The organism is Pseudomonas sp. LBUM1674 (assembly GCF_059695635.1).
In genome coordinates, this window is the sequence record NZ_CP166779.1 from 851,265 (window position 1) to 877,805 (window position 26,541).

Annotated in this window: 18 protein-coding genes, 3 tRNA genes, 2 rRNA genes and 1 pseudogene; 13 read left to right on the forward strand and 11 right to left on the reverse strand. The window is 59.0% G+C overall.

Translation table 11 applies throughout. The features are described 5' to 3' along the window. Nucleotides 1-19: 19 nt before the first annotated feature. The 7 genes from ACA067_RS03905 to ACA067_RS03935 all read left to right on the forward strand — a co-directional run bounded on the left by ACA067_RS03905 (nt 20) and on the right by ACA067_RS03935 (nt 7,319). Nucleotides 20-96 (forward strand) — tRNA-Ile (locus ACA067_RS03905). 34 nt (nt 97-130) lie between these two features. Next, nucleotides 131-206 (forward strand) — tRNA-Ala (locus ACA067_RS03910). 239 nt (nt 207-445) lie between these two features. After that, nucleotides 446-3,338 (forward strand): 23S ribosomal RNA (locus ACA067_RS03915). A 151-nt stretch (nt 3,339-3,489) separates the two neighbouring features. Then, nucleotides 3,490-3,605: ribosomal RNA gene (rrf, locus tag ACA067_RS03920) — 5S ribosomal RNA — on the forward strand. Nucleotides 3,606-3,753: 148 nt separating this feature from the next. Beyond that, nucleotides 3,754-4,413 carry a paraquat-inducible protein A gene (locus tag ACA067_RS03925; RefSeq protein ID WP_497460683.1) on the forward strand — a complete coding sequence of 220 codons (660 nt, stop codon included), beginning with the start codon at nt 3,754-3,756 and terminating at the stop codon, nt 4,411-4,413. Continuing rightward, entirely contained in the window at nt 4,400-5,023 is a 624-nt protein-coding gene (locus tag ACA067_RS03930; protein WP_497460684.1) for a paraquat-inducible protein A, read from the forward strand. Before ACA067_RS03925 ends, ACA067_RS03930 begins: the two co-directional genes overlap by 14 nt. Next, a complete protein-coding gene (locus ACA067_RS03935) occupies nt 5,016-7,319 on the forward strand; it encodes a PqiB family protein (RefSeq protein WP_497460685.1) in 2,304 nt (767 codons plus the stop codon). Before ACA067_RS03930 ends, ACA067_RS03935 begins: the two co-directional genes overlap by 8 nt. A gap of 228 nt (nt 7,320-7,547) precedes the next feature. Here ACA067_RS03935 and mksF read toward each other — a convergent pair whose 3' ends face one another. From mksF to mksB, 3 genes are read right to left on the reverse strand one after another with little or no spacing between them, the layout of a single operon-like run. Next, a complete protein-coding gene (gene mksF, locus ACA067_RS03940) occupies nt 7,548-10,388 on the reverse strand; it encodes an Mks condensin complex protein MksF (RefSeq protein ID WP_497460686.1) in 2,841 nt (946 codons plus the stop codon). Next, on the reverse strand, nt 10,385-11,086 hold the full coding sequence (gene mksE / locus ACA067_RS03945) for an Mks condensin complex protein MksE (RefSeq protein ID WP_497460687.1): 702 nt from the start codon (nt 11,084-11,086) through the stop codon (nt 10,385-10,387). Before mksE ends, mksF begins: the two co-directional genes overlap by 4 nt. Continuing rightward, nucleotides 11,076-12,365, reverse strand: a complete 1,290-nt coding sequence (mksB, locus tag ACA067_RS03950) for an Mks condensin complex protein MksB (protein ID WP_497460688.1) — start codon at nt 12,363-12,365, stop codon at nt 11,076-11,078. The genes mksE and mksB overlap by 11 nt, the downstream gene beginning before the upstream one ends. A 238-nt stretch (nt 12,366-12,603) precedes the next feature. Between mksB and ACA067_RS03955 the strand changes: the two genes are divergently transcribed. After that, nucleotides 12,604-13,344, forward strand: coding sequence for an energy transducer TonB (locus ACA067_RS03955; RefSeq protein WP_497462726.1), 741 nt, complete (start codon nt 12,604-12,606; stop codon nt 13,342-13,344). Beyond that, nucleotides 13,337-13,789: a ribosomal protein S18-alanine N-acetyltransferase gene (gene rimI, locus ACA067_RS03960; RefSeq protein WP_497460689.1), complete on the forward strand. Its 453-nt coding sequence runs from the start codon at nt 13,337-13,339 to the stop codon at nt 13,787-13,789. Before ACA067_RS03955 ends, rimI begins: the two co-directional genes overlap by 8 nt. A gap of 146 nt (nt 13,790-13,935) precedes the next feature. On the opposite strand, the gene ACA067_RS03965 is transcribed toward rimI, so the two are convergent. Further along, entirely contained in the window at nt 13,936-14,340 is a 405-nt protein-coding gene (locus ACA067_RS03965) for a serine kinase/phosphatase (protein ID WP_497460690.1), read from the reverse strand. 169 nt (nt 14,341-14,509) lie between these two features. On the opposite strand from ACA067_RS03965, the gene can reads away from it, so the two are divergent. Beyond that, nucleotides 14,510-15,154, forward strand: coding sequence for a carbonate dehydratase (can, locus tag ACA067_RS03970; RefSeq protein ID WP_338921788.1), 645 nt, complete (start codon nt 14,510-14,512; stop codon nt 15,152-15,154). Between the two features lie 6 nt (nt 15,155-15,160). Here the strand turns inward: can and ACA067_RS03975 are convergent. The 4 genes and pseudogenes from ACA067_RS03975 to ACA067_RS03990 all read right to left on the reverse strand — a co-directional run. Beyond that, nucleotides 15,161-15,295, reverse strand: a pseudogene (locus ACA067_RS03975) (lysine methyltransferase); the annotation flags it as partial. Between the two features lie 65 nt (nt 15,296-15,360). Beyond that, nucleotides 15,361-16,551 carry a hypothetical protein gene (locus tag ACA067_RS03980; protein WP_497460691.1) on the reverse strand — a complete coding sequence of 397 codons (1,191 nt, stop codon included), beginning with the start codon at nt 16,549-16,551 and terminating at the stop codon, nt 15,361-15,363. 182 nt (nt 16,552-16,733) lie between these two features. Beyond that, entirely contained in the window at nt 16,734-17,054 is a 321-nt protein-coding gene (locus ACA067_RS03985) for a hypothetical protein (RefSeq protein ID WP_497460692.1), read from the reverse strand. Nucleotides 17,055-17,364: 310 nt separating this feature from the next. Next, nucleotides 17,365-18,783 (reverse strand): short-chain fatty acid transporter, encoded by a 1,419-nt coding sequence (locus tag ACA067_RS03990; protein ID WP_497460693.1) that lies wholly within the window; start codon nt 18,781-18,783, stop codon nt 17,365-17,367. 201 nt (nt 18,784-18,984) lie between these two features. Here ACA067_RS03990 and ACA067_RS03995 point away from each other — a divergent pair, with 201 nt between their 5' ends. Beyond that, nucleotides 18,985-20,298: an MFS transporter gene (locus ACA067_RS03995; protein WP_497460694.1), complete on the forward strand. Its 1,314-nt coding sequence runs from the start codon at nt 18,985-18,987 to the stop codon at nt 20,296-20,298. A gap of 29 nt (nt 20,299-20,327) precedes the next feature. Continuing rightward, nucleotides 20,328-21,422, forward strand: a complete 1,095-nt coding sequence (ddlA, locus tag ACA067_RS04000) for a D-alanine--D-alanine ligase (RefSeq protein WP_497460695.1) — start codon at nt 20,328-20,330, stop codon at nt 21,420-21,422. A gap of 82 nt (nt 21,423-21,504) precedes the next feature. Here the strand turns inward: ddlA and ggt are convergent, their stop codons facing one another. Beyond that, nucleotides 21,505-23,337 (reverse strand): gamma-glutamyltransferase, encoded by a 1,833-nt coding sequence (ggt, locus tag ACA067_RS04005; RefSeq protein ID WP_497460696.1) that lies wholly within the window; start codon nt 23,335-23,337, stop codon nt 21,505-21,507. Between the two features lie 274 nt (nt 23,338-23,611). Beyond that, nucleotides 23,612-23,688: transfer RNA gene (locus ACA067_RS04010), tRNA-Met, on the reverse strand. A 320-nt stretch (nt 23,689-24,008) separates the two neighbouring features. Between ACA067_RS04010 and ACA067_RS04015 the strand changes: the two genes are divergently transcribed. Then, nucleotides 24,009-25,226, forward strand: a complete 1,218-nt coding sequence (locus ACA067_RS04015) for an MFS transporter (RefSeq protein ID WP_497460697.1) — start codon at nt 24,009-24,011, stop codon at nt 25,224-25,226. A 214-nt stretch (nt 25,227-25,440) separates the two neighbouring features. Here ACA067_RS04015 and ychF read toward each other — a convergent pair whose 3' ends face one another. Then, entirely contained in the window at nt 25,441-26,541 is a 1,101-nt protein-coding gene (gene ychF / locus ACA067_RS04020) for a redox-regulated ATPase YchF (protein WP_497460698.1), read from the reverse strand.

A 26,541-nucleotide genomic window follows, 5' to 3' on the forward strand; every position in this document is an offset into this window, starting at 1 on the left:
TTGCGAAAGCATCAAAATTGGGTCTGTAGCTCAGTTGGTTAGAGCGCACCCCTGATAAGGGTGAGGTCGGCAGTTCGAATCTGCCCAGACCCACCAATTTTGCCTGTGTGGGAAACGCCTGTAGAAATACGGGGCCATAGCTCAGCTGGGAGAGCGCCTGCCTTGCACGCAGGAGGTCAACGGTTCGATCCCGTTTGGCTCCACCATTCACTGCTTCTGACGTTAGAGTTTAGAAATGAGTATTCCACTGTGAATATTGATTTCTAGTCTTTGATTAGATCGTTCTTTAAAAATTTGGGTATGTGATAGAAAGATAGACTGGACAACACTTTCACTGGTGTTGGATCAGGCTAAGGTAAAATTTGTGAGTTGCTCTTTATGAGCAAGAATCGAATTTTCGGCGAATGTCGTCTTCACAGTATAACCAGATTGCTTGGGGTTATATGGTCAAGTGAAGAAGCGCATACGGTGGATGCCTTGGCAGTCAGAGGCGATGAAAGACGTGGTAGCCTGCGAAAAGCTTCGGGGAGTCGGCAAACAGACTTTGATCCGGAGATGTCTGAATGGGGGAACCCACCTAACATAAGTTAGGTATCTTAAGCTGAATACATAGGCTTAAGAAGCGAACCAGGGGAACTGAAACATCTAAGTACCCTGAGGAAAAGAAATCAACCGAGATTCCCTTAGTAGTGGCGAGCGAACGGGGACTAGCCCTTAAGTGGCTTTGAGATTAGCGGAACGCTCTGGAAAGTGCGGCCATAGTGGGTGATAGCCCTGTACGCGAAAATCTCTTAGTCATGAAATCGAGTAGGACGGAGCACGAGAAACTTTGTCTGAATATGGGGGGACCATCCTCCAAGGCTAAATACTACTGACTGACCGATAGTGAACTAGTACCGTGAGGGAAAGGCGAAAAGAACCCCGGAGAGGGGAGTGAAATAGATCCTGAAACCGTATGCGTACAAGCAGTGGGAGCCCACTTTGTTGGGTGACTGCGTACCTTTTGTATAATGGGTCAGCGACTTATTTTCAGTGGCGAGCTTAACCGAATAGGGGAGGCGTAGCGAAAGCGAGTCTTAATAGGGCGTCTAGTCGCTGGGAATAGACCCGAAACCGGGCGATCTATCCATGGGCAGGTTGAAGGTTGGGTAACACTAACTGGAGGACCGAACCGACTACCGTTGAAAAGTTAGCGGATGACCTGTGGATCGGAGTGAAAGGCTAATCAAGCTCGGAGATAGCTGGTTCTCCTCGAAAGCTATTTAGGTAGCGCCTCATGTATCACTGTAGGGGGTAGAGCACTGTTTCGGCTAGGGGGTCATCCCGACTTACCAAACCGATGCAAACTCCGAATACCTACAAGTGCCGAGCATGGGAGACACACGGCGGGTGCTAACGTCCGTCGTGAAAAGGGAAACAACCCAGACCGTCAGCTAAGGTCCCAAAGTTATGGTTAAGTGGGAAACGATGTGGGAAGGCTTAGACAGCTAGGAGGTTGGCTTAGAAGCAGCCACCCTTTAAAGAAAGCGTAATAGCTCACTAGTCGAGTCGGCCTGCGCGGAAGATGTAACGGGGCTCAAACCATACACCGAAGCTACGGGTATCACTTAGGTGATGCGGTAGAGGAGCGTTCTGTAAGCCTGTGAAGGTGAGTTGAGAAGCTTGCTGGAGGTATCAGAAGTGCGAATGCTGACATGAGTAACGACAATGGGTGTGAAAAACACCCACGCCGAAAGACCAAGGTTTCCTGCGCAACGTTAATCGACGCAGGGTTAGTCGGTCCCTAAGGCGAGGCTGAAAAGCGTAGTCGATGGAAAACAGGTTAATATTCCTGTACTTCTGGTTATTGCGATGGAGGGACGGAGAAGGCTAGGCCAGCTTGGCGTTGGTTGTCCAAGTTTAAGGTGGTAGGCTGGAATCTTAGGTAAATCCGGGATTCTAAGGCCGAGAGCTGATGACGAGTGTTCCTTTTGGAACACGAAGTGGTTGATGCCATGCTTCCAAGAAAAGCTTCTAAGCTTCAGGTAACCAGGAACCGTACCCCAAACCGACACAGGTGGTTGGGTAGAGAATACCAAGGCGCTTGAGAGAACTCGGGTGAAGGAACTAGGCAAAATGGCACCGTAACTTCGGGAGAAGGTGCGCCGGTGAGGGTGAAGCATTTACTGCGTAAGCCCATGCCGGTCGAAGATACCAGGCCGCTGCGACTGTTTATTAAAAACACAGCACTCTGCAAACACGAAAGTGGACGTATAGGGTGTGACGCCTGCCCGGTGCCGGAAGGTTAATTGATGGGGTTAGCTAACGCGAAGCTCTTGATCGAAGCCCCGGTAAACGGCGGCCGTAACTATAACGGTCCTAAGGTAGCGAAATTCCTTGTCGGGTAAGTTCCGACCTGCACGAATGGCGTAACGATGGCGGCGCTGTCTCCACCCGAGACTCAGTGAAATTGAAATCGCTGTGAAGATGCAGTGTATCCGCGGCTAGACGGAAAGACCCCGTGAACCTTTACTATAGCTTTGCACTGGACTTTGAATTTGCTTGTGTAGGATAGGTGGGAGGCTTTGAAGCGTGGACGCCAGTTCGCGTGGAGCCAACCTTGAAATACCACCCTGGCAACTTTGAGGTTCTAACTCAGGTCCGTTATCCGGATCGAGGACAGTGTATGGTGGGTAGTTTGACTGGGGCGGTCTCCTCCTAAAGAGTAACGGAGGAGTACGAAGGTGCGCTCAGACCGGTCGGAAATCGGTCGTAGAGTATAAAGGCAAAAGCGCGCTTGACTGCGAGACAGACACGTCGAGCAGGTACGAAAGTAGGTCTTAGTGATCCGGTGGTTCTGTATGGAAGGGCCATCGCTCAACGGATAAAAGGTACTCCGGGGATAACAGGCTGATACCGCCCAAGAGTTCATATCGACGGCGGTGTTTGGCACCTCGATGTCGGCTCATCACATCCTGGGGCTGAAGCCGGTCCCAAGGGTATGGCTGTTCGCCATTTAAAGTGGTACGCGAGCTGGGTTTAGAACGTCGTGAGACAGTTCGGTCCCTATCTGCCGTGGACGTTTGAGATTTGAGAGGGGCTGCTCCTAGTACGAGAGGACCGGAGTGGACGAACCTCTGGTGTTCCGGTTGTCACGCCAGTGGCATTGCCGGGTAGCTATGTTCGGAATAGATAACCGCTGAAAGCATCTAAGCGGGAAACTAGCCTCAAGATGAGATCTCACTGGGACCTTGAGTCCCCTGAAGGGCCGTCGAAGACTACGACGTTGATAGGTTGGGTGTGTAAGCGCTGTGAGGCGTTGAGCTAACCAATACTAATTGCCCGTGAGGCTTGACCATATAACACCCAAGCAATTTGTGAACTCGAAAGAGACCAGATTGCGGTGTGTGAAGACGAAACGAACCGAAAGTTCGAGACCTCACAAAACACCGAAAGCTATCACATACCCAATTTGCTGAAACGTCGAAAGACGGTTCAGTACCCGAATTTCTTGACGACCATAGAGCATTGGAACCACCTGATCCCATCCCGAACTCAGCAGTGAAACGATGCATCGCCGATGGTAGTGTGGGGTTTCCCCATGTGAGAGTAGGTCATCGTCAAGATTAAATTCCGAAACCCCTATCTGCGTATGCAGGTAGGGGTTTTGTTTTTGCCTGGAATAAAGCGCGCTTCGGCCTATACAAATTTGCACAGTTATTTTCGTTTTAGAGCACTAGAATAGGTCCAACTTTTTCGGAGGCCAGAGCCTTTATGCCAGATTCGGTTGACGCCCCCGGGCTGTCAGAATTACCGCTGGACGACTTGGTGGCGTGTCACGAGTGCGACTTGCTGATGCGCAAGCCCGAACTCGCCCATGGCGAGAAAGCCCTGTGTCCTCGCTGCGGTTACGAGCTCTACGCCCATCGGCACAACGTTGTGCAGCGCAGTCTGGCTTTGGTTATCGCCGCTCTATTGTTGTTTGTCCCGGCGAACTTTTTACCCATCATGCAGCTCAATCTACTCGGGCAATCGTCGAACGATACCGTCTGGAGCGGCGTTGTCGGTCTTTTTGATTCCGGCATGCAGAGTGTTTCGCTGATTGTGTTCCTGTGCAGCATGGCAATCCCCTTGATCAAGCTGCTCTGCCAGCTGGCCGTATTGCTCAGTATTCGTTTTGATGTCGGACGCAGCTACGGCTTGTTGATCTACCGCATTTATCACCATCTACGCGATTGGGGAATGCTTGAGGTCTACCTCATGGGCGTGCTGGTGGCGATCGTCAAACTGGCAGATATGGCCGCCGTTACCGTCGGCCTTGGCCTGGCGTGCTTTATCAGTTTGTTGTTGGTCCAGGTCTGGTTGGAGGTGGTGATGTCGCCCCATCAGATCTGGCAGGCTTTATCAGGAGAGGATGCCCATGCGGGCGATTGATGCAGGCATTCTGATTTGCACCGAATGCCATGAGTTGAACAAGCAGGAAGCTGACACCGACGAGCAAGCCTGCACCCGTTGTGGCGCGCTGGTTCACGCCCGCAGCCCGAATAGTGTGGTGCGCACCTGGGCGCTGCTGATCACCGCGGCGGTGCTCTACATTCCGGCCAACGTACTCCCGATCATGACCGTCAGCTCCCTGGGCAAAGGCGACCCCAGCACCATCATGTCCGGTGTGATCCAACTGGTTCAGCACGGGATGATTCCAATTGCGGCGGTGGTGTTTATCGCCAGTATCCTGGTACCGACGTTCAAGTTGGTGGGCATCGCGCTGCTGTTGTTTTCGGTGCAGCGCCGTCAGCCGCTCTCGGCTCGTCAACGGATCTGGATGTACCGTTTTATCGAGTTCATCGGCCGTTGGTCGATGCTGGATATCTTCGTGATCGCCATCCTGGTGGCGGTTGTGAATTTCGGACGGCTTGCCAGCGTCGAAGCCAATCTTGGCGCCATCGCTTTCGCCAGTGTGGTGATTCTGACGATGCTTGCCGCCGTTACTTTCGATCCCCGACTGATTTGGGATAACACGGAGTCGGATGACGACCATGACTGATTTGCCTACAGCGAAAACCCGACCGGCCTCGAACTGGTCCGCTATCTGGGTGTTGCCCCTGATCGCCTTGATCATCGGCGGCTGGCTTGGCTGGCGCGCCTACAACGAGACGGGCATCGAGATTCAGGTGCGTTTCGAAAGTGGTGAAGGCATCCAGGCCAACAAGACCGAGGTCGTCTACAAAGGCATGTCCGTGGGTAAGGTAAAAACCCTCAAACTCGACGACGAAGGCACCTCCAAGGGTGTCATCGCCACCGTCGAGATGAACAAGGACGTCGAGCAATACCTCAAGACCAGCACGCGCTTCTGGCTGGTCAAGCCGAGCGTGACCCTGGCCGGTATCACGGGCCTGGAAACCCTGGTGTCGGGTAACTACGTCGCGATCAGCCCGGGTGAAGGCGAACCGACTCGCAAGTTCAAGGCGCTGGCCGAAGAACCGCCGCTGTCCGACGCGCAGCCCGGTCTGCACCTGACCATCAAGGCTGATCGTCTCGGCTCGCTGAACCGCGGCAGCCCGGTGTTCTACAAGCAGATCAGGGTCGGGCAGATCAAAAGCTACCTGCTGTCCGAAGATCAAGGCACCGTTGAACTCAAAGTCTTCATCGAACCCACCTACGCCAAGCTGGTGCGCAAACACACGCGTTTCTGGAATGCCAGCGGCATCAGCATCGACGCCAACCTGTCGGGCGTGAAAGTGCGCAGCGAGTCCCTTGCCAGCATCGTCGCCGGCGGTATCGCGTTCGCCACGCCGGAGAATCGCAAGGACAGCCCGGCCACCGATCCGAGCTTGCCGTTCCGTCTCTACGAAGACTTCGATGCCGCTGCTGCCGGTATTCGGGTCAAGGTCAAACTCAGTGACTTCGAGGGTCTGCAGGCCGGTCGCACGCCAGTGATGTACAAAGGCATTCAGGTCGGCACGCTGAAAGCGCTGAAGATCGATCCGGATCTGTCCGCCGCCAGTGCCGAGTTGACCCTTGATCCCCTGGCCGAGGATTACCTGGTTGACGGCACTCAGTTCTGGGTGGTCAAACCGTCGATCTCCCTCGCCGGTATTACCGGCCTGGAAGCATTGGTCAAAGGTAACTACATCGCCGTACGCCCCGGCGACAAGGGTGCCGCACCGCAACGCGAATTCGTGGCACGGCCCAAGGCGCCGCCGCTCGACTTGCGTTCGCCGGGGCTGCACCTGGTGCTGTTCACCGATAACCTGGGTTCGCTGGATGTCGGTAGCCCGATTCTCTACAAACAGGTCAAGGTCGGTTCGGTCCAGAGCTATCAGTTCTCGCGGACCAAAAAACAGTTGGTGATCGGCGTACACATCGAGAAGGAATACGAAGGCCTGGTCAACGCTTCGACAAGGTTCTGGAATGCCAGCGGCATTACGCTCACGGGTGGACTGACCGGCGGAATCCAGGTTAAAAGTGAATCGCTGCAAAGCCTGATGGCTGGCGGCATCGCCTTCGAAACGCCGCTGGCAACAGCGCCATTGCAGAAGCGGATTCCGCGATTCCGTCTGCACGCCAACCATGAAGAAGCCAATCAGAAAGGCACTGTGGTAACGATCAAGGTGGAACGCGCCGATGGCTTGCGCAGCGGCACGCCGATTCGTTTCAAAGGTCTGGATGTCGGCAAGATTGAAGACGTCGACCTCAGCGATGACCTGCAATCGGTATTGCTGACGGCGCGCATTACCGAGGTGCCGGAGCGTATTGCCCGGGCTGGCAGTCAGTTCTGGGTGGTCAAGCCTGAATTGGGCCTGATCAAGACGTCCAATCTCGAAACCCTGGTTACCGGGCAGTACATCGAAGTGCAGCCGGCGGCGAAAAACCTGGGGCCGCAAAAGAACTTCGTGGCCTTGGCCAATCCGCCGGAAACCGCCCAACAGGAAGCCGGTTTGAGCCTGGTCTTGAGCGCTGCCCGCCGTGGTTCGCTGAAGACCGGGGTGCCGGTGACGTATCGTGAAATCACCGTGGGCAAGGTGACAGGATATGAGCTGGGCCAGACCGCTGATCGGGTGTTGGTGCGCATTCTGATCGAGCCGAAATATGCACCCTTGGTGCACAGCGGCACACGTTTCTGGAACTCCAGTGGCTTCGGTTTCGACTATGGCTTGTTCAAAGGCGCGACGATGCGAACCGAATCGCTGGAGACGCTGATACAGGGCGGTATCGCCTTTGCCACGCCGGACGGGGAACGCATGGGCAGTCCGGCGCGCCCCGAGCAGACGTTCCCGTTGTTCGACAAGTTTGAAGAGGAATGGCTGACCTGGGCGCCGAAAATCGCGATCGGCAAGTAGGGAGTTGGCGTCTGTAATGACGCCTTCGTCGGAACGCCGCCCGGAGCAAGCTCGCTCCCACATTGGAACGGTGCCAGTCACAGATTCTGTGTTCACAGCATCCCTTGTGGGAGCGAGCTTGCTCGCGAAGAGGCCCTCAAACTCACTGAAAGCCTCGAGAATGTACCCAAATAAAAAGGCCGCGATCCATTGGATCGCGGCCTTTTTATCGCCAACAACTCATGCGGATCAGACCGCATCCAGCTCCGGTTCATCGGCTTCGACATTGACCGCTGGTTTCACCTCATCATGCCGACGAATGTACTTCCAGTCCGCCTCGTCGATGTAGATCCCGTTCGGCCCGCTGCCACCTTCCAGGTCGATGGCAACACTGGCGCAGACTTGCGGCTTCACACTGGCCAGAATCGGCACGAAGCCCAGTTGCAGACTGGTTTCCAGCAGCGCGGCCTGGTTCTTCTCATCGATGTCCGCCGCCTCGTCGAGGTAGTACGGCAGGCGCACGCGACCGGCCTGGTCGCGGTCCATCAAGTGCAGCAACAAGTACATGTTGGTCAGCGCTTTGATCGTCATCGTGGTGCCGTTGGACGCCGCACCATCGATGTCGGTGTGAATCACTGGCGATCCGTTGACCTTGGTGATCTCGAATGCCAGTTCGAACAAGTCCTTGAGGCCAAGCTGGTTTTGATTCGCCGCCACCAGCCGCGCCAGGTATTCCTTGGCTTCTTCGTTCTTGTTGTCCTGATCGGCGCTCTGGTTCAGGTCGAAGACGGAAAGGGTTTCGCCTTCTTCATACTGGCCAGCGCTGTGGATGATCTGGTCAATGTGCTTGAGCGCTTCCTTGTTCGGCGCGAGCACGATGCGGAAGCTCTGCAGGTTGGACACCTGGCGCTTGTTGATCTCGCGGTTGAACAGCGCCAGTTGGTGTTCGAGGCTATCGTAGTCGCTGCGGATATTGCGCAGGGTCCGGGCGATGTCGGTAACGGCCGCACGGCGGGCCTTGCCGAGGGTCAGGGCTTCGTCGGTGCGGTGCGCGTAGGCATTGATCAGCAATTGCAGGCGACGTTCCATGTCGTCTTCACTGTCGAACTTGGCCACGCCCTTGAGGCGAACCTGGGCGTAGAGCGCCTCAATCTGACCGTCGCTGCGCAGCAGGCCCTGCCAGCTGTCCTGATAGTCGTTGAGCAGCGGCAGCAGGTTGTCCATGGAATCGTCGACCGGGTCCATGAAAGGCGTGCCGAACGGCAGGTCCGCCGGTAACAGCTGTCGGCGGCGCAGGGCGTCGTCGAGGGTGCGTTGCTTGGCTTCCATGTCGCCGATCTGCCGGCCAACCAATTGCAGCTTGGCCGACAGTTGCTGGACGCGCTCGGTGAAGGCATCGCTGGAACGCTTCAACTCGTCCTGCGCCGCCTCCATCTGCGCTAGTTGTTCCAGCTTGTCGCCTTCTTCGGCGCTCAAGGTTTGCGCGCGACGGAAATCTTCCAGGGCTTTCTGTGCATCCAGCACTTGCCGGTACAGGGCTTCGGTCTGGGTCTTGCTCGCGGCACGGTCGGTGGCCACCGCGGCCTGGGTTTTAAGCTGCTTGAGTTCTTTTTCCAGACGCTCTTTCTGATCGCGCAACGCGGCGCGGTCAGCCAGGGCCTGCAGGGCGGGCGGTTCGATAGACGACAGATCAATGGACAGGCCCGGTACTTCGAAGCGCTCGCCCTTGAAGCCGTCGAGGATCAGCTCCATGGATTTGACCCAGGCACCGTCCTCATCCAGCGTGATGCCATGCTCGCCCAGCGGCAGGCTGAACAAGGCGCTGTTGAACAGGCGCATCAGACGTTCGACGTCCTGTTGCGAGAACTCTTCGCGCAGACGGGCGTAGCTGTTGTTGTCGGCGTGATCGAGTTGCTGCCTGACCGACTTCAGGCGTTTTTCCAGATCCCGCAGACGCTCATCGAGGTCTTCGGCACTGAACTGTCGCGACTGCGCCAGTGCGCCGGCGAGTTCATCGTGGGCGTCCTTGGCCGCGAGCAGTTGCTGCTCAAGGACTTTGACGTCTTCGACCAGGGCGAAGCGATGCTTGAGCACCGACAATTCGCCGAGCCAACGCTGGATGCCGGCGATTTCCCGCTCCAGGCGCATCAGCTCCTGAGTGCCGCCGCGCTGATTGTTTTGCAGGGCATCCTGCTCGTTGCGGTAGTGCTCGGCCTGGATCGTCAGCTCTTCCTTGCGCGCACTGGCGTAGTCCGACCAGGTGCCGAGCAGGGAATCGAGCAATGGCGAGATCCTGTGCAGTTTGCCGCGCAGGATGTCCCGTTGTTTCACACCGTTGGCCAAGGCCTCGACCAAAGGGCCGGCCGCGACCAGCGAGTTGTAGTCCTGCTCCATGCGTCGTACATCGCGGAAGGCTTCTTCGCAGGCGGCAATGTAATCGACGCTGCCGGAACGCAGGCTGTGTTCGAAGGCATCGAGGAACAGCTGCTTGAGCTTGGCCGCGGTGATTTCGCGCATGTGCAACAGGTTGATGAACAGGGCGCGGAAGGTCTTCAGGCTTTGCTCGCTGGTGGAGCGCAGCGGGATCAACGTCAGGTCCAAGGGGATCGAGGTGTGGCCGCCGACCAGCAAGCGACGCAGTTCATCCGGTTTGAGTTCGTAGGCTTTCAGCCCTTCGCGCTCGAGGTTGGTGAACAACTCTTTCTGGCGCAGACAGGTGTCGTTTTTCTGGTAATGGGCCAGGTCCAGCTTGCCGGCGTAGGCAAAGAACTGGTGACCGAAACCGCCGCCGGGGCCGCGACCGACCACACCGATCACATGCGGGCCGTGGGGCAACGAGACTTCGACCAGAATGTAGCTGGTGTCCGAAGCAAAGTAGAAGCGCCGCGATTGTTCCAGGCTGTACTTGCCGAAACTCATGTCCGACATGCGCGCCAGGATCGGGAACTGCAACGCGTTGATCGAGGCGGATTTACCGAGGTTGTTCGCGCCATACACCGACAGCGGCTCTTCCAGCGGGAACAGGCCGAGGCTGTAACCGGCGGTATTCAAAAGGGCAAAGCGGCGAATGCCGTAGCGTTCCTTGCTCATGCATCGGTCTCCTGTTCTTCGGCAATGGCGCGGGCCAGGGCGTCTTCTTCGTTTTCTTCCTCGAAGTCAGTGAGGTCCAGCGGGTCATCGGTTTCCAGCAGCTTTTCATCGCTGTCGTCATCGATCAGTACCGGTGCCGGCAATGGCAGCACGCTGTGCAGGCTGGCCGCCAGATCACGGTCCTGCTGCACCGACAGGCAAACGTCGAGGAAGCGATGCATCGGCGGCAGAAACCGGTAGACACCATTTTCTTCGCCGGCGAAACCGAGCTGGGTCATGCGGCGCATGATTTTTTCTTCGAGCTCTTCGACAGTCTGCACTTCGGCCTGGATGAACAGGTCGCGGTATTTTTCCAGCAACGACGGCAGTTCATCGCGACCAAGGCTGCCACCGTCGAGCACGGCGACCGGGTCGCGGCCCTGGTCCGCCAGGTGTTCGACCAGGATGAAAGTGAACAGCGCCAGGCGTTGCGCGGTCTTGTTCACCGCCGCCGCGGCGAGGTCCGGCACGAAATAATAGAAACCACGGGTGTCGCAGACCAGTTCAAAGCCCAGGGCCTTGAACAGCGTGCGGTACTGATCCTGGAAGTTCGACAGCTGCGCGTACAGCTCAGGATCGCGGCGGCTGACATGGTAGCCCTTGAACAGCTCGCGAAAGATCGGTGCCAGCTGAGACAGTTCGGATAGATCAAGTTGCATGGGAAGTACTTGCATAGAGGGTGCTCGCAGAATCCTCGGCGGCGTCGCGGGCCGAGAGCAGGGCGAAGGAGCGCAGGCTGACCTGGTGCTCGAGAGTGTGGTAATCGCGACGTTCCAGACGCTCGCGTTTGAAGCGTTTCTCCCGCGACAGGCGCGAGAACCAGTAGAGCAACTCGTCGGTGGCGCCGTCCGGTTCCTGCTCCAGCAGCCAGGTCATCAGGTCCGGCATCGGCAGGGCGTCTTCGCAGCGTTCGAGCATCTCCCGAACCGTGCGTGGCGCGCGCGGGGCTTCGTCTTTCTGGGTTTTGTGGGCCTTGGGGAAGCGCGCCGGCTTCGGCTCGAAACGGGCCAGGGCGTACACGTAGGCTTCTACCTGGCTGGCACTGCCGAGGAAGGTGCTTTGCGGGCGGGTGAACATCGGCATCGCCGCTTGTGGCACCGCATCGATGCCTTTGCGCCGGATGGCCGCCAGGGCCAGCGCCGCGCCACGGGTTACGGCATTGTGCCGGCGGGCTTCTTCACGCAGCGGCAGCAGCAGTTCGCGGGCATGGCGCAGGGTCAGCTGGGCGCTGGTCTGCATTTCGAGGATGCGCGCGTGGGTACGCAGCAACATATCGTCATCGACCAGGTGCCCGAGACGCTGCTGTTCGGTGAGCATCTTCAGCAGCACGTTTTCGACCTTGCGCACGCCTTGTTCGAAGGCGCCGTCGGCGTTCACCAACTGGATCATCGGCTCGACATATTCATCCCAGGTCGCCAGCACTTCAGCGTAACGCTGGCGCAGCGGAATCTGTCGGTCGCTGGTCTTGGCGCGTTCGGCGACGGCCACCAGGGCCTGTTCGTCGTTGGCGAGCTTCTTCAATACGTCCCGCACGCGCATGTCGAGCAGGCGCAGCTGGCGCGCGAGGTCGTTGCCGTCGCGGATGTCGAAGGCGTCCTGGATGTAGCCGGCCAGACGCTCGAGATGGCGCAGATAGGCTTCGATTTCCAGGCACAGGCCCAAGCGGTGTTCACGGCGCAGGTAAGCGAGAAAATCGTGAATCTGCGCGTTGAGCTCGAAACGGTTCGGGCTTTTCGCCACAGGAACCAGAATGTCGAGGCGAATCCACACGTCCAGCAGGCTGGTGATGTCCTGCGGTGTACTGTCCAGTTGCTGGGCGGCCAACTGTGAACGCAATTCGTTGAGGCTCAGGGTGCCTTGGTCGAAGTGCTCACACAGTGGCTCCAGAAGTGCCCAGTGTTCAGCGAGGGCGCGCAAGACGCGCTTGGGTTCGATCATCGGGATGGCCGGCTGTCTGACGATTGAAAGCCGCGATTGTACTGCATCGGGGCCGATGCAAATCACTCTCGGGATGGGCTGTCGCCTTTTTTCATAGGTGGAAAGACTATCGGTGAAGTCTATCGATCAACAGCGCGGGCGATCTTGAGCGAAGGGCGGTAGAATCCCTGCACTTTAGTTATCCACAAGTGGCCGACCTTTGCTTATCGAGTCCCGTCGCCGCGCTTATTTGGCCGCCATGCAGGTGGTCAACTGGCTGCCGCGCACCGAATTGCCCTTTGCTGCGCCTTCGCGGCCCGAGCTGCTGCAACCGCTCGATCCGGTGGTGGTCGCCCCGGTTGTGGCGGCGCCATTGGCTGAGTCCCCCGTGGAACCAGTGGTCAAACCTGCCGAACGGGTGAAGATCGAGGTGCCGCGGCCATCGTTGGCCAGCACGCGCACGAACGCCAAGGTCGAAGAAGAGGCCGCCCCGGTCACGATCAGGGCGCCGATCGTGCCGCCGCCACGTTTCGCCCTGCAATTGCTGCGGGCCGGTCGCTGCCTGTTGCTGGTGGAGTTACCCACAGGCGAAACATTCCAGGCACGCGATCCCGCCTATCTGCTGCTCAAGGACATGCTGCGCGCCGCCGGTCTGCCGGACAGCCCGCAAATCGTCGGCGAGCCGGTGCGCTGGCCGCTGCTGGCCCGCGGCACCCTGGATCAGGGCCCGGAAGCCGCCCGTGATTTTGTTCAAGGATTTCTCTCGGCACGGCTGGAAGACGCCCCGTGCGTCTGCCTGTGGCTGATCGGCCTGCCTGCGATACGTTTTGCCGGTGAAGCGAATGCCGAAGCATTCAACCGTGAACTCCAGGTCGAAGGCCTGGGCTCGGTCTGGGCCCTGCCGGGTCTGGAATTATTAATGGAAGAGCCACAGCGTAAGGCTGATGTCTGGCAAGCCATGCGTCGGCTGATGGCGCGCTGGAAAGAACCCAATGAGTGACGCTGTATCGTTCCGCCCAATGACCGAAGCAGACCTGGACGCTGTACTGAACATTGAATACGCGGCCTATAGCCATCCCTGGACCCGCGGGATTTTTCTCGATGGCCTGGGCAAGTATCAGATCTGGCTGATGTTCGAAGGGCAACAGCAGGTTGGTCATGGCGTGGTGCAGATCATTCTCGATGAAGCGCATCTTTTGAACATCACCGTCAAACCGGAGAATCAGGGCCGTGGTCTGGGTTTGACGCTGTTGGAGCATTTGATGTCGATTGCCTACAAAGCCGAGGCGCGGGAGTGTTTTCTGGAAGTGCGCGACAGTAATCGGTCGGCGTTTCGGTTGTATGAGCGGTATGGGTTTAACGAGATAGGCCGTCGGCGGGATTACTACCCGGCGGTGGGTGGACGCGAAGATGCGGTAGTCATGGCCTGTACCCTGGTCGACTGAACACCATTCTTACGAATTGAACGCCGATTCCACTGTAGGAGCTGCCGAAGGCTGCGATCTTTTGATCTTTTGTTGCGCGACATGGAAAGATCAAAAGATCGCAGCCTTCGGCAGCTCCTACGTTTAGATCCAGTCGGACAGGTGGATCAACGATTACCGTCCATCGGATCCTGCCGCGCCATCTCCTCTTCATCCAGCCCGTTGCCCCCACCAATGTCATCTTCATCGACAATGCTCAAATCCCAATCCGCCTGGTCACCTTCACCGGCTTCATGAGCATCCCGCGCACCGTCTTCGCGGATCAATGTTTCCGGGCTCATGTCGTCGTCGGTGGATTCATGATCATCGGTCGAGGCCCCGGTCATGCCGGCTTCCTGCACGCGTTCCCGGGGCATCAGTCGCGCGCGCTCCGCTTCCGGCAGCTCGTCGCCGATTTTGGCGCTCGGTTCTTCCTCATCGAAATCCAGCTCATGCATCGTACCCATGCGGTCTTCGTTGTCGTCAATGGGCTCGGGTTGCGCCGCATCGTACGGACGTCGTGTATCAGTCATGGTAATTCCTCATACTGTGGGCCTTACTACGGTGGACCCACTGGGCTGCTCAGAATTCCGCCGGCCTGGAACACCGGTAATATGCATCATCGGCAATCTGCATCTCGCGCGTGACCCCGACGGGCGGCTGTCTGTCAAATCAGCGCATCATTCACGAGGCTTTCATTGCATGAACGAATTACAAGATCTGATTGATAACAACGAACGCTGGGCTGAAGCGATCAAACAGGAAGATCCGGACTTCTTCTCCAAGCTGGCTCGCCAACAGACGCCGGAATACTTGTGGATCGGTTGCTCCGACGCCCGCGTGCCGGCGAACGAGATTGTCGGCATGCTGCCCGGCGACTTGTTCGTACACCGTAATGTGGCCAACGTGGTGCTACACACTGACCTCAACTGCCTGTCAGTGATCCAGTACGCGGTCGACGTGCTCAAGGTCAAACACATCCTTGTCACCGGCCACTACGGTTGTGGCGGTGTGCGCGCCTCGATGCAGGATCGCCAGTTGGGCCTGATCGACGGCTGGCTGCGCTCCATTCGCGATCTGTACTATGAAAAACGCGAAGAGCTCGCCCAATTGCCCACTGAAGAGGAGCGGGTCGATCGTCTCTGCGAACTCAACGTGATCCAGCAAGTGGCGAATGTCGGACACACCAGCATTGTGCAAAACGCCTGGCACCGCGGGCAGAAACTGTCGATCCACGGCTGCATCTACGGCATCAAGGACGGTCGCTGGAAGAGCCTGAACACGACCATCAGCGGTTTCGAGCAGTTGCCGCCGCAGTACCGATTGCGTCCGGTAGAGGCGTTGTAAAAGCCTTCAGCCGCGACCTGGTCGATGCCAGTGTTGAAGAAACTGCCGGCCATTGTCATTCGGCGACTCATCGTAGCCGATGATCCAGCCCCGGCAGCCGGGACAGCCACAGCGGCAGGCAAACTGCCGCTGCAGCTTGTCGACTGACAGAGGCAAAGCGCGCTTTTCCGCGTCAGCCATGGCTTACGCGGGAAAGCCGTTCATCGTTACAGACTCGGCGCAGAATTCGCACGCACAGGTGCAGGGACCTTGAGCTGTGTGAGCTGGGACTTGATCGGGGTCGTCGCGCATTTGGCCACGGCTTGTTCAGGCGTCAGGTTGCGGATCGAGGTGTAGAACAGTTCGCAGGTTTTTTCTTTGCGGGTCACCTGCCAGGTCTGGGTGCAGCTTTTGAGCTGAACGTTCGGGTCGCTGCCCGGTTTGCTGCCCATCCCGGCCTGCCAGCAGGCGGCGCTCAAATCCTGGCCCATGATTTTCAACCCGGCGGCATCGGCCTGGGCCTGGGTATCGTCGCCGGTGTAGCTGTCCGGATTGGCGGCGTACCAGATGTAACTCGGGTGGTTGGAACCCAGCACCGGCACCTTTACCCCTTCGCTGGGACTGATGGTCGCCAGCCCCAGGACGTTTACGGTCGGGCCATATTGCTGCTTGATCCAGTTACGCACCGGCGCACCAAAGGCGACCATGGGCAATGTCGCGCCACTGGCGTTCTGGCTGACGTCCTTGACCATGGTGGTCTGGTAGTCCTTGAAGTAGTCGTAGACGCCTTCCAGGTCCTTGCCGGCGCTGGACGGCGCGGCAATCGGAGCGATGTCGATGATGGTCTGGTAGCCCGGCGTCTGTTCGGCGGGGATGCCGTTGTCGGTGAGCAGCGTGGCCCAGCGATCGGTGGTGGCGGACCTCAGGTAGTCCTGAGCCTGGGTCAACGAGTAATCAGGCGGGAAGTGCAGCAATTCGACGCTCTTGCGGTTTTCCAGGGCCATGCCCAATGGCAGGAACAGGTTCCAGCTAAAGGCCCACTTGCCATCGGCATTCAATTTGCTGGCACCGGTGTAGGCCAGATCGCCAGCGTCGAGCAGTGCGGCCAACGGTTTCTCATAGCCGTCGGGAACGCCGCTTATTTCGGCGTAGAGCTGATCGTTGTCGGTTTTGACCCGCACTGTCGCCGCGCTGTAGCCATCGCGCTTGACGCTTTGGCTCAGGTAATGCTCGACGGTTTGCTCCAGCGTCCAGTTGCGAAAGCAGATGACGTTGCAGTTGTTGGGGTAAGCGAACAGGCGGGTGACGCGTTCGGTACTGCCCAGTTTCAGGTCGACATCGGCATGGGCGGCGGCGCTTATGGTAAGGGTAAGGGTAAGGGCGAGGGTAGCGAGGGTGAGTCCTGCGAGTTTGAACATGCTCAGATCCTTTTCAGCGTGGTCCCGTTGATGGGGTACACGCCATAGTGGATCAGCGGCGATACACAGAGAAGCAAGCGTGCAGTTTTTTTGCCTCGCAATTGCATCGTGCATTTACAGGACTCATGGGTTTGGAGTTCGCCCCGCGAACGTGTATCTACGGGTCAGGGGACGTCGAGGCGTTACAACAGTTTCAAGGCCAGATGAGTGCCGGCGCGTAAATACTCCACTTGAGCAACGAGGGCGTCCTTGACGATCGCCTCCCCGGTATCGGTCAGCCTGGCTTTTTTGGCATCGATGACGGACGTTTGCACCAGCTGCATCACCACATCCATGGCTTTTTGAAGTGCCGTCAGATTGTTGTGCAGGCCGAACTCGCAAACGACAGCGTCCATACGACGGTCCGCGTCATCACGCAGTTTTTTATATTCGACGACTGAAACCCTACCATCCTGGTAAGTTTCGTGAATCATCTCTTCCAGCGTTTTTGAGATTAAAGACATGTGCTTGATCATCCTTGTTCAGTGCTGTTTTGACTTTGAAAAGTGCTTGAGCCCTCGCAGTTTACTCAGCGATTTGCAAGATGGAGATAGGAACCGGCCGGGTGTGATGTCAGGCGCAATCGAAGCAATACGTAGGATTAATCTTTATGCTTGTCTTGTCTCGACGGGTCGCGTTTCTGGAGCAGGCTCGTCCCGTATGACCGAGAACCGTCTCGGCGATTATCTTGACCCTATGCGTCAGGCCGCTGGTGATGCGCCCGCCGATAAAACCTGATTGCACCTGCGTCGCAGCAGGTGCAATCCAGCTCGTTTACGGCATCACTGGCGGCGTGTACGTCAGCGTCGTCCCCAACGCCCACAGCAGCACCAGCACCAGCGGCGTGTGCACCAGCAGCTGCACGAACGAGAATCCGATCAAGTCCCTTGCCTTCAACCCCAGCACGCCCAGCAGTGGCAGCATGTAGAACGGGTTGATCAGGTTGGGCAGGGCCTCGGCGGCGTTGTAGATCTGCACGGCCCAGCCCAGGTGGTAGTTCAGGTCGTTGGCCACTTGCATCACGTACGGTGCTTCGATGATCCACTTGCCGCCGCCGGACGGGATGAAGAAACCGAGGATCGCCGAGTACACCCCCATCAGCAGCGCATAGGTGTCGTGGGAAGCGATGCTGACGAAAAAGGTCGAGATGTGGTGGGCCAGAGTCTGGGCGTCCGCACCTTTGACGGTGGTCATCAGCGCGGCGATCGAGCCATACAGCGGGAACTGGATCAGTACGCCGGTGGTCGTCGGCACTGCGCGGGCCACGGCATCGAGGAAGCTGCGCGGGCGCCAGTGCAGCAGGGCACCGAGCATGATGAACAGGAAGTTATAGGTGTTCAGCCCGGAAATCGCGCTGATCGCCGGTTTGGTCGAGAACTCGTGGAACAGCCATCCGGCCGCCAGCAGCACCAGCAAAATAGTCAGCAACGGGCTGTGCTCCAGCCATTCGCCGGGGCGGGTGCGCGGTTGCAGCGGCGGCAGGTTGAAACTCGGGTCGATACCGCAGGCTTGCGCATCACGGGCGGAATTGGGGCCGGGAGCGGTGGCATAGGCAATGATCAGCGAGATCACGATCAACGCCAGCAACATCACGCCGGACTGCCAGAGAAAGATGGTTTGGGTGAACGGAATCACCCCGGTGATCGACAGAATCGACGGCGGCAGACTGCCCGGGTTGGCCTGCAATTGCGCCGCGGAGGACGACAGGCCCAGGGCCCACACCGCTCCCAGACCCAGATAGGCGGCGGCACCGGCAGCGCGGTAATCCATTTTCAGATCGGTACGGCGGGCGAGGGCACGCACCAGCAAACCGCCAAACACCAGCGACAAGCCCCAGTTCAGCAGCGACGCGACCATGGAGATCAGCGCGACCCAGGCCACGGCAGAACGGCCGTTTTTCGGGAGGCGCGCCAGGCGGTCGATCAGTTTCACCGCCGGTGGTGAGCTGGCGACCACGTAACCACCGATCACCACGAAGGCCATCTGCATGGTGAACGGGATCAGGCTCCAGAAACCGTCACCGAAGGCCATGGCGGCATCGGTGGGTTTGGCGCCCATGGCCATGGTGGCGACGGCGACGATGATCACTGCCAGCGCGGCAAACACCCAGGAATCGGGGAACCAGCGCTCGGCAAAGCTTGAGCAGCGCAGGGCAAAACGGGCAGAGCGGCTATCTTCGATATCAGCGGCCACGGGAGTACCTCGGATTTTTATGTTTATTGAGGTCTTCAGGGCCACACAGGCCCGTCTGAACAGCTGCCAACAGTAATTCAATCGACCTTTTTTTGTGACCAAGTTTTACCAGTATTGGACTTTGGTCTAACGGGTTGTCCGCTGGCGCGTTTGCGTAGACCATGTGCGCCTTGGTTTTTGACCTGTGCCAGAGTTCTGTTCATGACTGCCAATACCGATTCGCGCCCGGCGCCGTTCACCCGCTCCGACTACAAGACCCTTGGCCTTGCAGCCTTGGGTGGCGCGCTGGAAATCTACGACTTCATCATTTTCGTGTTTTTCGCGCTGACCCTCAGCCAGCTGTTCTTTCCGCCGGAAATGCCCGAATGGCTGCGCTTGCTGCAAAGCTTCGGGATTTTCGCCACCGGTTATCTGGCACGGCCCTTGGGCGGGATCTTGATGGCGCATTTCGCCGACCGGCTGGGACGCAAGAAAGTCTTCAGCCTGAGCATCCTGATGATGGCGCTGCCGTGCCTGCTGATCGGCATCATGCCGACCTATGCGCAAATCGGCTATTTCGCCCCGCTGCTGCTATTGGCCCTGCGAATCCTGCAGGGGGCCGCAGTCGGCGGGGAAGTGCCGAGCGCCTGGGTGTTCGTCGCCGAGCACGCACCCGTGGGCCATCGCGGTTATGCCCTCGGTTTCCTGCAGGCCGGCCTGACCTTTGGCTATCTGATCGGCGCCCTGACGGCGACCTTTCTCGCCCAGGCGTTCACCCCGGCGGAAATCCTTGATTACGCCTGGCGTTATCCGTTCCTGCTGGGCGGTGTGTTTGGTGTGATTGGCGTCTGGCTGCGTCGCTGGCTCAGCGAGACCCCGGTGTTCATGGCCATGCAGGCCCAGCGCGATGCCGCGGTCGAATTGCCGCTGCGCACAGTCTTGCGTGAACATCGCCTGGCCATGCTGCCGGCGATGCTCCTCACCTGCGTGCTGACCTCGGCAGTGGTGGTGTTCGTGGTCATCACCCCGACCATGATGCAGAAATCCTTCGGCATGACGGCCAGCCATACCTTCGCCCTGAGCGCGCTGGGCATCGTTTTCCTTAACATCGGTTGTGTGCTCGCCGGGCTGCTCGTTGACCGCATCGGCGCCTGGCGCACAGTGATGCTCTATAGCCTGCTGCTGCCGTTGGGCATCGGCGTGCTCTATACCTGCCTGATCGTCGGTGGCAGCTGGATCGGTCTGGCATACGCGGTGGCCGGCCTCGGTTGCGGGGTGGTGGGCGCGGTGCCGTCGGTGATGGTCAGCCTGTTTCCGGCGCGGATTCGTGTCTCGGGCATCTCCTTCACTTACAACATTGCCTACGCCGCGTGGGCGAGTGTCACCCCGCTGCTGTTGATCGGTCTGATGCCATGGAGCCCGTGGATCTGTGTGATTTTCAGTGCGGTGATGGGCGTTGTTGGCGTGAGCACTGCGGCGTATTTCGGCGCGCGGATGCCGCGTACCGGAAGTTGCCCGGCCGCGAGCGTTATGTAATCGGATGGCCAATCGCTGAGGAGTCTTGAATGAGCAAGCTGCGGGTGGGGATTATTTTCGGAGGCCGTTCGGCCGAGCACGAAGTGTCGTTGCAGTCGGCGAAAAATATTGTCGATGCGCTGGATCGTGCGCGTTTCGAGCCGGTGCTGATCGGTATCGACAAGCAAGGCCACTGGCACCTTAACGATCCGTCGAACTTCCTGCTCAACCAGGAAAATCCTGCGCTGATCGCCCTCAACCAGTCCAACCGCGAGCTCGCCGTCGTGCCGGGCAAGGCCAGCCAGCAATTGGTCGAAACCTCCAGTCAGGAACTGCTGGGCCATGTCGACGTGATCTTCCCGATCGTCCACGGCACCCTGGGTGAAGACGGTTGCCTGCAAGGTTTGCTGCGCATGGCCGACCTGCCGTTCGTCGGCTCCGATGTGCTCGGTTCGGCGGTCTGCATGGACAAGGACATCAGCAAGCGCCTGCTGCGTGATGCCGGCCTGGCGGTCACGCCGTTCGTGACCCTGACCCGGGCCACGGCGGCGCGCACCGGGTTCGCCGAGGTCCAGGGCAAGCTCGGCCTGCCACTGTTCGTCAAACCGGCGAACCAGGGCTCTTCCGTGGGCGTGAGCAAGGTGAGCGATGAAGCCGAGTACGTGGCGGCGATCGAACTGGCACTGGATTTCGATGAAAAAGTCCTGGTCGAGTCTGCCGTCAGCGGCCGCGAAATCGAATGCGCGGTACTTGGCAACGAGGACGCCATCGCCAGCGGTTGTGGCGAGATCGTGGTGCGCAGCGGGTTCTATTCCTACGACAGTAAATATATCGACGATCAGGCGGCTGAGGTGGTGGTCCCGGCCAACATCAGCACTGAGGCCAGCGAACGCATTCGCGCGCTGGCCGTCGAGGCGTTTCAGGTGTTGGGCTGTTCCGGGCTGGCGCGGGTCGATGTATTCCTGACTGACAGCGGTGAAGTGCTGATCAACGAGATCAACTCGCTCCCCGGCTTCACCCGCATCAGCATGTACCCCAAGCTGTGGCAGGCCACCGGGATGACCTACAGCGAGCTGGTCAGCCGTCTGATCGAGCTGGCGCTGGAGAAGCACAAGGCGCGACAGGCGCTGAAGATCTCGCGTTAGGCTGTATGTGCCAGCCTGACTTTGGTTATCCATAAAAAAGGGCCTACCTCCCGGTAAGCCCTTTCGCGTTCCAGTGCACGAATCAATCCCCCAACGCTTCCCCCTCACGCCGCGGATCCGCCCCACCCGCCAGCGCTGCTTTCCCCTGCGCATCCTTGACCCGAACAATCGCCTGGGTTCCGCTGGTCATGTCGATCTCGGTCACGTTGTGGCCTTTGTCCTTCAATGCCTGGATCAGCCCGGCGCTGAACTGTCCCCGTTCCAGCTCCGTCGGGCCATTGCGGCTGCCGAAGTTGGGCAGGGCGATGGCGGTTTGCGGGTCGAGGTTCCAGTCGAGCAGGCCGATGGTGGATTTGGCGACGTATTCAATGATCTGCGAGCCGCCGGGGGAGCCGAGGGTGGCGAGGAATTCGCCACTCTGGCGGTCGAAGATCAAGGTCGGTGCCATGGACGAACGCGGACGCTTGCCGGGCTCGACGCGGTTGGCGACCTTCTGCCCGTTCTCTTCGGGGATGAACGAGAAGTCGGTCATCTGGTTGTTGAGCAGGAAGCCCTGCACCATCAGGTGCGAACCGAAGGCGGATTCGACGGTGGTGGTCATCGACACCGCACCGCCCAGGTCGTCGACCGCCACCACTTGCGAGGTGGAGATGCGCAGCGGCGAACGGTCCGGCGCATAGGCGACCCGGATGCCCGGTGGCGTGCCGGGTTTGGCCATGCCCATGCTGCGGTCACCGATCAGGGCGGCGCGGCTGGCCAGGTAGATCGGGTCTACCAGACCTTTGACGGGGACGGGCACGAAGTCCGTGTCGGCGACATACTGCGCGCGGTCGGCGTAGGCCAGGCGCTCGGCTTCGGCGATCAGGTGCACGGCGTGAGGGGGCGGCTCGAGCCCCGCAGGCTTGTCCGTCTTGAGCGGTTTCAAGGGCGCCAGGGCCAACCGCGGATCGCGGGTTTCCAGGGCCTGCAAGGTGCCGAGGATCTGCGCCACGGCGATCCCGCCCGACGACGGCGGTGGCATGCCGCAGACTTGCCAGCGTTTGTAGTCGGTGCACAGCGGCGCGCGTTCCTTGGCGCTGTAGCCTTGAAGATCGTTCAGCGAAAGGCTGCCGGGGTTGGCATGGCCTTGAACCTTGGCGACGATCTCTTGGGCGACGGGGCCTTTGTACAGCGCATCGGGACCCTCCTTGGCGATGCGTTTGTACACGGCAGCCAGTGCCGGGTTTTTCAGTTGTGTGCCCGCGGCTTTCGGGCTGCCATCGGCATTGAGAAAATACGCCGCCATGTCCGGCGAGCGGCTGACGGACGAGTCCGCTGCAATCAATCGGTGCAGGCGCGGCGAGATGGCGAAGCCTTGCTCGGCGAGTTCGATCGCCGGCTCGAACAGCTGTGCCCATGGCAGGCGGCCGTGTTTGTGATGAGCCAGTTCAAGTGCGCGCAACACCCCCGGCGTGCCCACGGAACGACCACCGATCTGCGCCTGGGTGAATGGCATCGGTTGGCCGTCGGCCTGCAGGAAGAGTGTCTCGGTGGCGCCGGCCGGTGCGGTTTCGCGACCGTCGTAAGTGCGCACGGTCTTGCCATCCCAGAGCACGATCAACGCACCGCCGCCGATGCCCGAGGACTGCGGCTCGACCAGCGTCAGTACGGCTTGCATCGCAATGGCTGCATCGATGGCCGAACCGCCTCGGCGCAGTATCTCTCGCCCGGCTTCGGCCGCCAGAGGATTGGCCGCTGCCGCCATGTGTTTCGAGGCGTGCCTGGTGTGCAGGTCGGTGCGATAGCCCGAGGCGGCTTCCGGTGCGACCGGCAACGTCGAAGTGGGCGGGGCATTGCACGCTGCAAGAATCGAAGCGGTGGCAATCAGCGACAGCGCTGACAGGCGATAGCGGCTCAAGTCAAAGGCTGAGAACACGCGGGGCACTCCGTCCGTGGGAAAAGATCCGAGGACTTTATCGGCCGACAGCGAGTGACGCAAACCATGGCCCACGGCAAAGATGCATTTGTCCTTCATGCGTCAGCGAATTTTCTGTAGGGGGAGGGCACCGGGAATGGTCCGCACTCATGCCGAAGGCAGCCCACACAGTCATGCCGGCGGAAGATGCGGGTGCTCAGCGCTCAGCGGTTCTGGCCACTTTTCTCCAGGCATAAAAAAACGGCCTACCTTTCGGTAAGCCGTTTTTAGTACTTGGTGGCTACACAGGGACTTGAACCCCGGACCCCAGCATTATGAATGCTATGCTCTAACCAACTGAGCTATGTAGCCAAGTGGCGCGCATTATTCACCGCAAACGACAATGCGTCAAGCGTAAATATAAAATATTTCTCTGCGCTTTCAACCGCTTATCCCTCTGGGCCGAAAAGTCGGGTCGGGGGAGGGCATCAATTGAGCTGTAATCTCCCGGTATTTGCGCTCACGGCCTTGCTGTCCTGGCTCAGGGTGCCCGCTGCCTGGTTCACCGCCCGGGCGTCTTCGAGCAAGCGTAGCGATGTCGTTAGCAGGCTAAGGGGATGGCGCTGCGGCACTGAAAAATGGCACATTGACGCACCTGCCTGTGTGCACCCATCCGCTGTACGGAAATTCTCATGGCTCTCAGCAATGTCCAGACCGGCGCTCAGCCGGCATCCGCGACTTCACAAAGCAGCCCTTTGGTCATGCGCATCATCGGCGCCGTGGCCCTGGCGCATTTGATCAACGACCTGATCCAGTCGGTGCTGCCGTCGATTTACCCGATGCTCAAGGCCAACTATGGCCTGACCTTCACCCAGGTCGGCCTGATCACCCTGACGTTTCAGCTGACGGCCTCGCTGCTGCAGCCGTGGGTCGGTTACCACACCGATCGCCATCCCAAGCCCTGGCTGCTGCCGGCCGGGACGGTGTGCACGCTGATCGGCATTCTGATGATGTCGGTGGTCGGTACTTTTCCGTTGATCCTGCTGGCAGCAGGGCTGATCGGCATCGGCTCCTCGACCTTCCACCCGGAAGCGTCTCGCGTGGCGCGACTGGCTTCGGGCGGGCGTTTCGGCCTGGCGCAATCGACTTTTCAGGTCGGTGGCAATGCCGGGTCGGCCTTCGGTCCGTTGCTCGCCGCAGCAATCATCATTCCTTTCGGTCAGGGCCATGTGGCCTGGTTTGGATTGTTCGCGGTATTTGCGCTGTTCGTGCTCTACCGGATCAGTCGCTGGTACGCCAATCACTTGAGTCTGTTCAAGCTCAAGCAGGGTCAGGCGGCGACGCACGGCTTGTCGAAAAACCGGGTGATCAGTGCCTTGGTGGTGCTGGGGTTGCTGGTGTTCTCCAAGTATTTCTACATGTCCAGTTTGACCAGCTACTTCACCTTTTACCTGATCGAGAAATTTGACCTCTCGGTGGCCAGTTCACAGCTGCATCTGTTCCTGTTTCTCGGAGCGGTGGCGGCGGGGACCTTCTTCGGCGGGCCGATCGGCGACAAGATCGGGCGTAAGGCAGTGATCTGGTTCTCGATTCTTGGTGTGGCGCCTTTCACCCTGATCCTGCCTCATGTCGACCTGTTGTGGACCAGCATTCTCAGCGTGGTGATCGGCTTCATCCTTGCTTCGGCGTTTTCGGCCATCGTGGTGTATGCCCAGGAGTTGGTGCCGGGCAATGTCGGGATGATTGCCGGGGTGTTCTTCGGCTTGATGTTCGGTTTTGGCGGGATTGGTGCGGCGTTGCTGGGGTATCTGGCGGATGTTCACGGCATCGAGTACGTGTACTACCTGTGTTCGTTCCTGCCGTTGTTTGGCGTGCTGGCGATCTTCCTGCCAAGAACCAGAAAAGCCTGAGCCATACAAAGCCCCCTGTGGGAGCGAGTTTGCTCGCGACGACGGTGTATCAGTCAACATTTCATTTGGCTGGCAGTCCGCTATCGTCGGAACGCCGCCCGGAGCAAGCTCGCTCCCACAGTTGATCGGCGGTGGGGCGGATAAATCTTTCAGGCACAAAAAAGCCGCGTATCGAACGCGGCTTTTTCTTGGGCGGGTGCTTCGTCCTGAAAACTTAGACGTTGAAACGGAAGTGCATCACGTCACCGTCTTTAACGATGTAGTCCTTGCCTTCCAGACGCCATTTACCAGCTTCCTTGGTGCCGGCTTCGCCCTTGTACTGGATGAAGTCGTCATAGGCGATGACTTCGGCGCGGATGAAGCCTTTTTCGAAGTCGGTGTGGATCACGCCGGCGGCTTGTGGCGCGGTGGCACCGACGCGGACGGTCCAGGCGCGGACTTCTTCGACACCGGCGGTGAAGTAGGTCTGCAGGTGCAGCATCTCGTAACCGGCGCGGATCACGCGGTTCAAGCCAGGCTCTTCCAGGCCCAGGGCTTCGAGGAACATGTCTTTCTCTTCGCCGTCGTCCAGCTCGGCGATTTCGGCTTCGATCTTGTTGCAGACCGGAACCACCATGGCGCCTTCTTCTTCGGCGATGGCCTTGACGATGTCCAGCAGCGGGTTGTTCTCGAACCCGTCTTCCGCGACGTTGGCGATGTACATGACCGGCTTGGTGGTCAGCAGGTGGAAACCACGAATCACCGCTTTCTCGTCGGCGTTCATGCTCTTCATCAGGGTGCGCGCTGGCTTGCCGAGTGTGAAGTGAGCGATCAATTGCTCCAGCATGGCTTTCTGGACCACGGCGTCCTTGTCGCCCCCCTTGGCGTTGCGGGTGACTTTCTGCAGTTGCTTCTCGCAGCTGTCGAGGTCGGCGAAGATCAGTTCCAGGTCGATGATCTCGATGTCGCGTTTCGGGTCGACGCTGTTGGAGACGTGAATCACGTTCTCGTCTTCGAAGCAGCGGACTACGTGGGCGATGGCATCGGTTTCACGGATGTTGGCCAGGAACTTGTTGCCCAGGCCTTCACCTTTCGAGGCGCCAGCCACCAGGCCGGCGATGTCGACGAATTCCATGGTGGTCGGCAGGATGCGCTTGGGATTAACGATGGCCGCCAGGGCTTCCAGACGCGGATCCGGCATCGGCACGATACCGGTGTTCGGTTCGATGGTGCAGAAGGGGAAGTTCTCGGCCGCGATCCCGGATTTGGTCAGGGCGTTGAACAGGGTGGACTTGCCGACGTTAGGCAGGCCGACGATGCCGCAATTGAATCCCAT

What these genes read in the sequence shown, in the direction of transcription:
- ACA067_RS03955 (WP_497462726.1), top strand. Translation starts at nt 12,604, where the DNA reads ATGCAGGTGGTCAACTGGCTGCCGCGCACCGAATTGCCCTTTGCTGCG.
- mksF (WP_497460686.1), bottom strand. Translation starts at nt 10,388, where the DNA reads ATGAGCAAGGAACGCTACGGCATTCGCCGCTTTGCCCTTTTGAATACC.
- mksE (WP_497460687.1), bottom strand. Translation starts at nt 11,086, where the DNA reads ATGCAACTTGATCTATCCGAACTGTCTCAGCTGGCACCGATCTTTCGC.
- ACA067_RS03995 (WP_497460694.1), top strand. Translation starts at nt 18,985, where the DNA reads ATGACTGCCAATACCGATTCGCGCCCGGCGCCGTTCACCCGCTCCGAC.
- rimI (WP_497460689.1), top strand. Translation starts at nt 13,337, where the DNA reads ATGAGTGACGCTGTATCGTTCCGCCCAATGACCGAAGCAGACCTGGAC.
- can (WP_338921788.1), top strand. Translation starts at nt 14,510, where the DNA reads ATGAACGAATTACAAGATCTGATTGATAACAACGAACGCTGGGCTGAA.
- ACA067_RS04015 (WP_497460697.1), top strand. Translation starts at nt 24,009, where the DNA reads ATGGCTCTCAGCAATGTCCAGACCGGCGCTCAGCCGGCATCCGCGACT.
- ACA067_RS03930 (WP_497460684.1), top strand. Translation starts at nt 4,400, where the DNA reads ATGCGGGCGATTGATGCAGGCATTCTGATTTGCACCGAATGCCATGAG.
- ychF (WP_497460698.1), bottom strand. Translation starts at nt 26,541, where the DNA reads ATGGGATTCAATTGCGGCATCGTCGGCCTGCCTAACGTCGGCAAGTCC.
- mksB (WP_497460688.1), bottom strand. Translation starts at nt 12,365, where the DNA reads ATGATCGAACCCAAGCGCGTCTTGCGCGCCCTCGCTGAACACTGGGCA.
- ACA067_RS03985 (WP_497460692.1), bottom strand. Translation starts at nt 17,054, where the DNA reads ATGTCTTTAATCTCAAAAACGCTGGAAGAGATGATTCACGAAACTTAC.
- ACA067_RS03925 (WP_497460683.1), top strand. Translation starts at nt 3,754, where the DNA reads ATGCCAGATTCGGTTGACGCCCCCGGGCTGTCAGAATTACCGCTGGAC.
- ACA067_RS03935 (WP_497460685.1), top strand. Translation starts at nt 5,016, where the DNA reads ATGACTGATTTGCCTACAGCGAAAACCCGACCGGCCTCGAACTGGTCC.
- ddlA (WP_497460695.1), top strand. Translation starts at nt 20,328, where the DNA reads ATGAGCAAGCTGCGGGTGGGGATTATTTTCGGAGGCCGTTCGGCCGAG.
- ACA067_RS03965 (WP_497460690.1), bottom strand. Translation starts at nt 14,340, where the DNA reads ATGACTGATACACGACGTCCGTACGATGCGGCGCAACCCGAGCCCATT.
- ACA067_RS03980 (WP_497460691.1), bottom strand. Translation starts at nt 16,551, where the DNA reads ATGTTCAAACTCGCAGGACTCACCCTCGCTACCCTCGCCCTTACCCTT.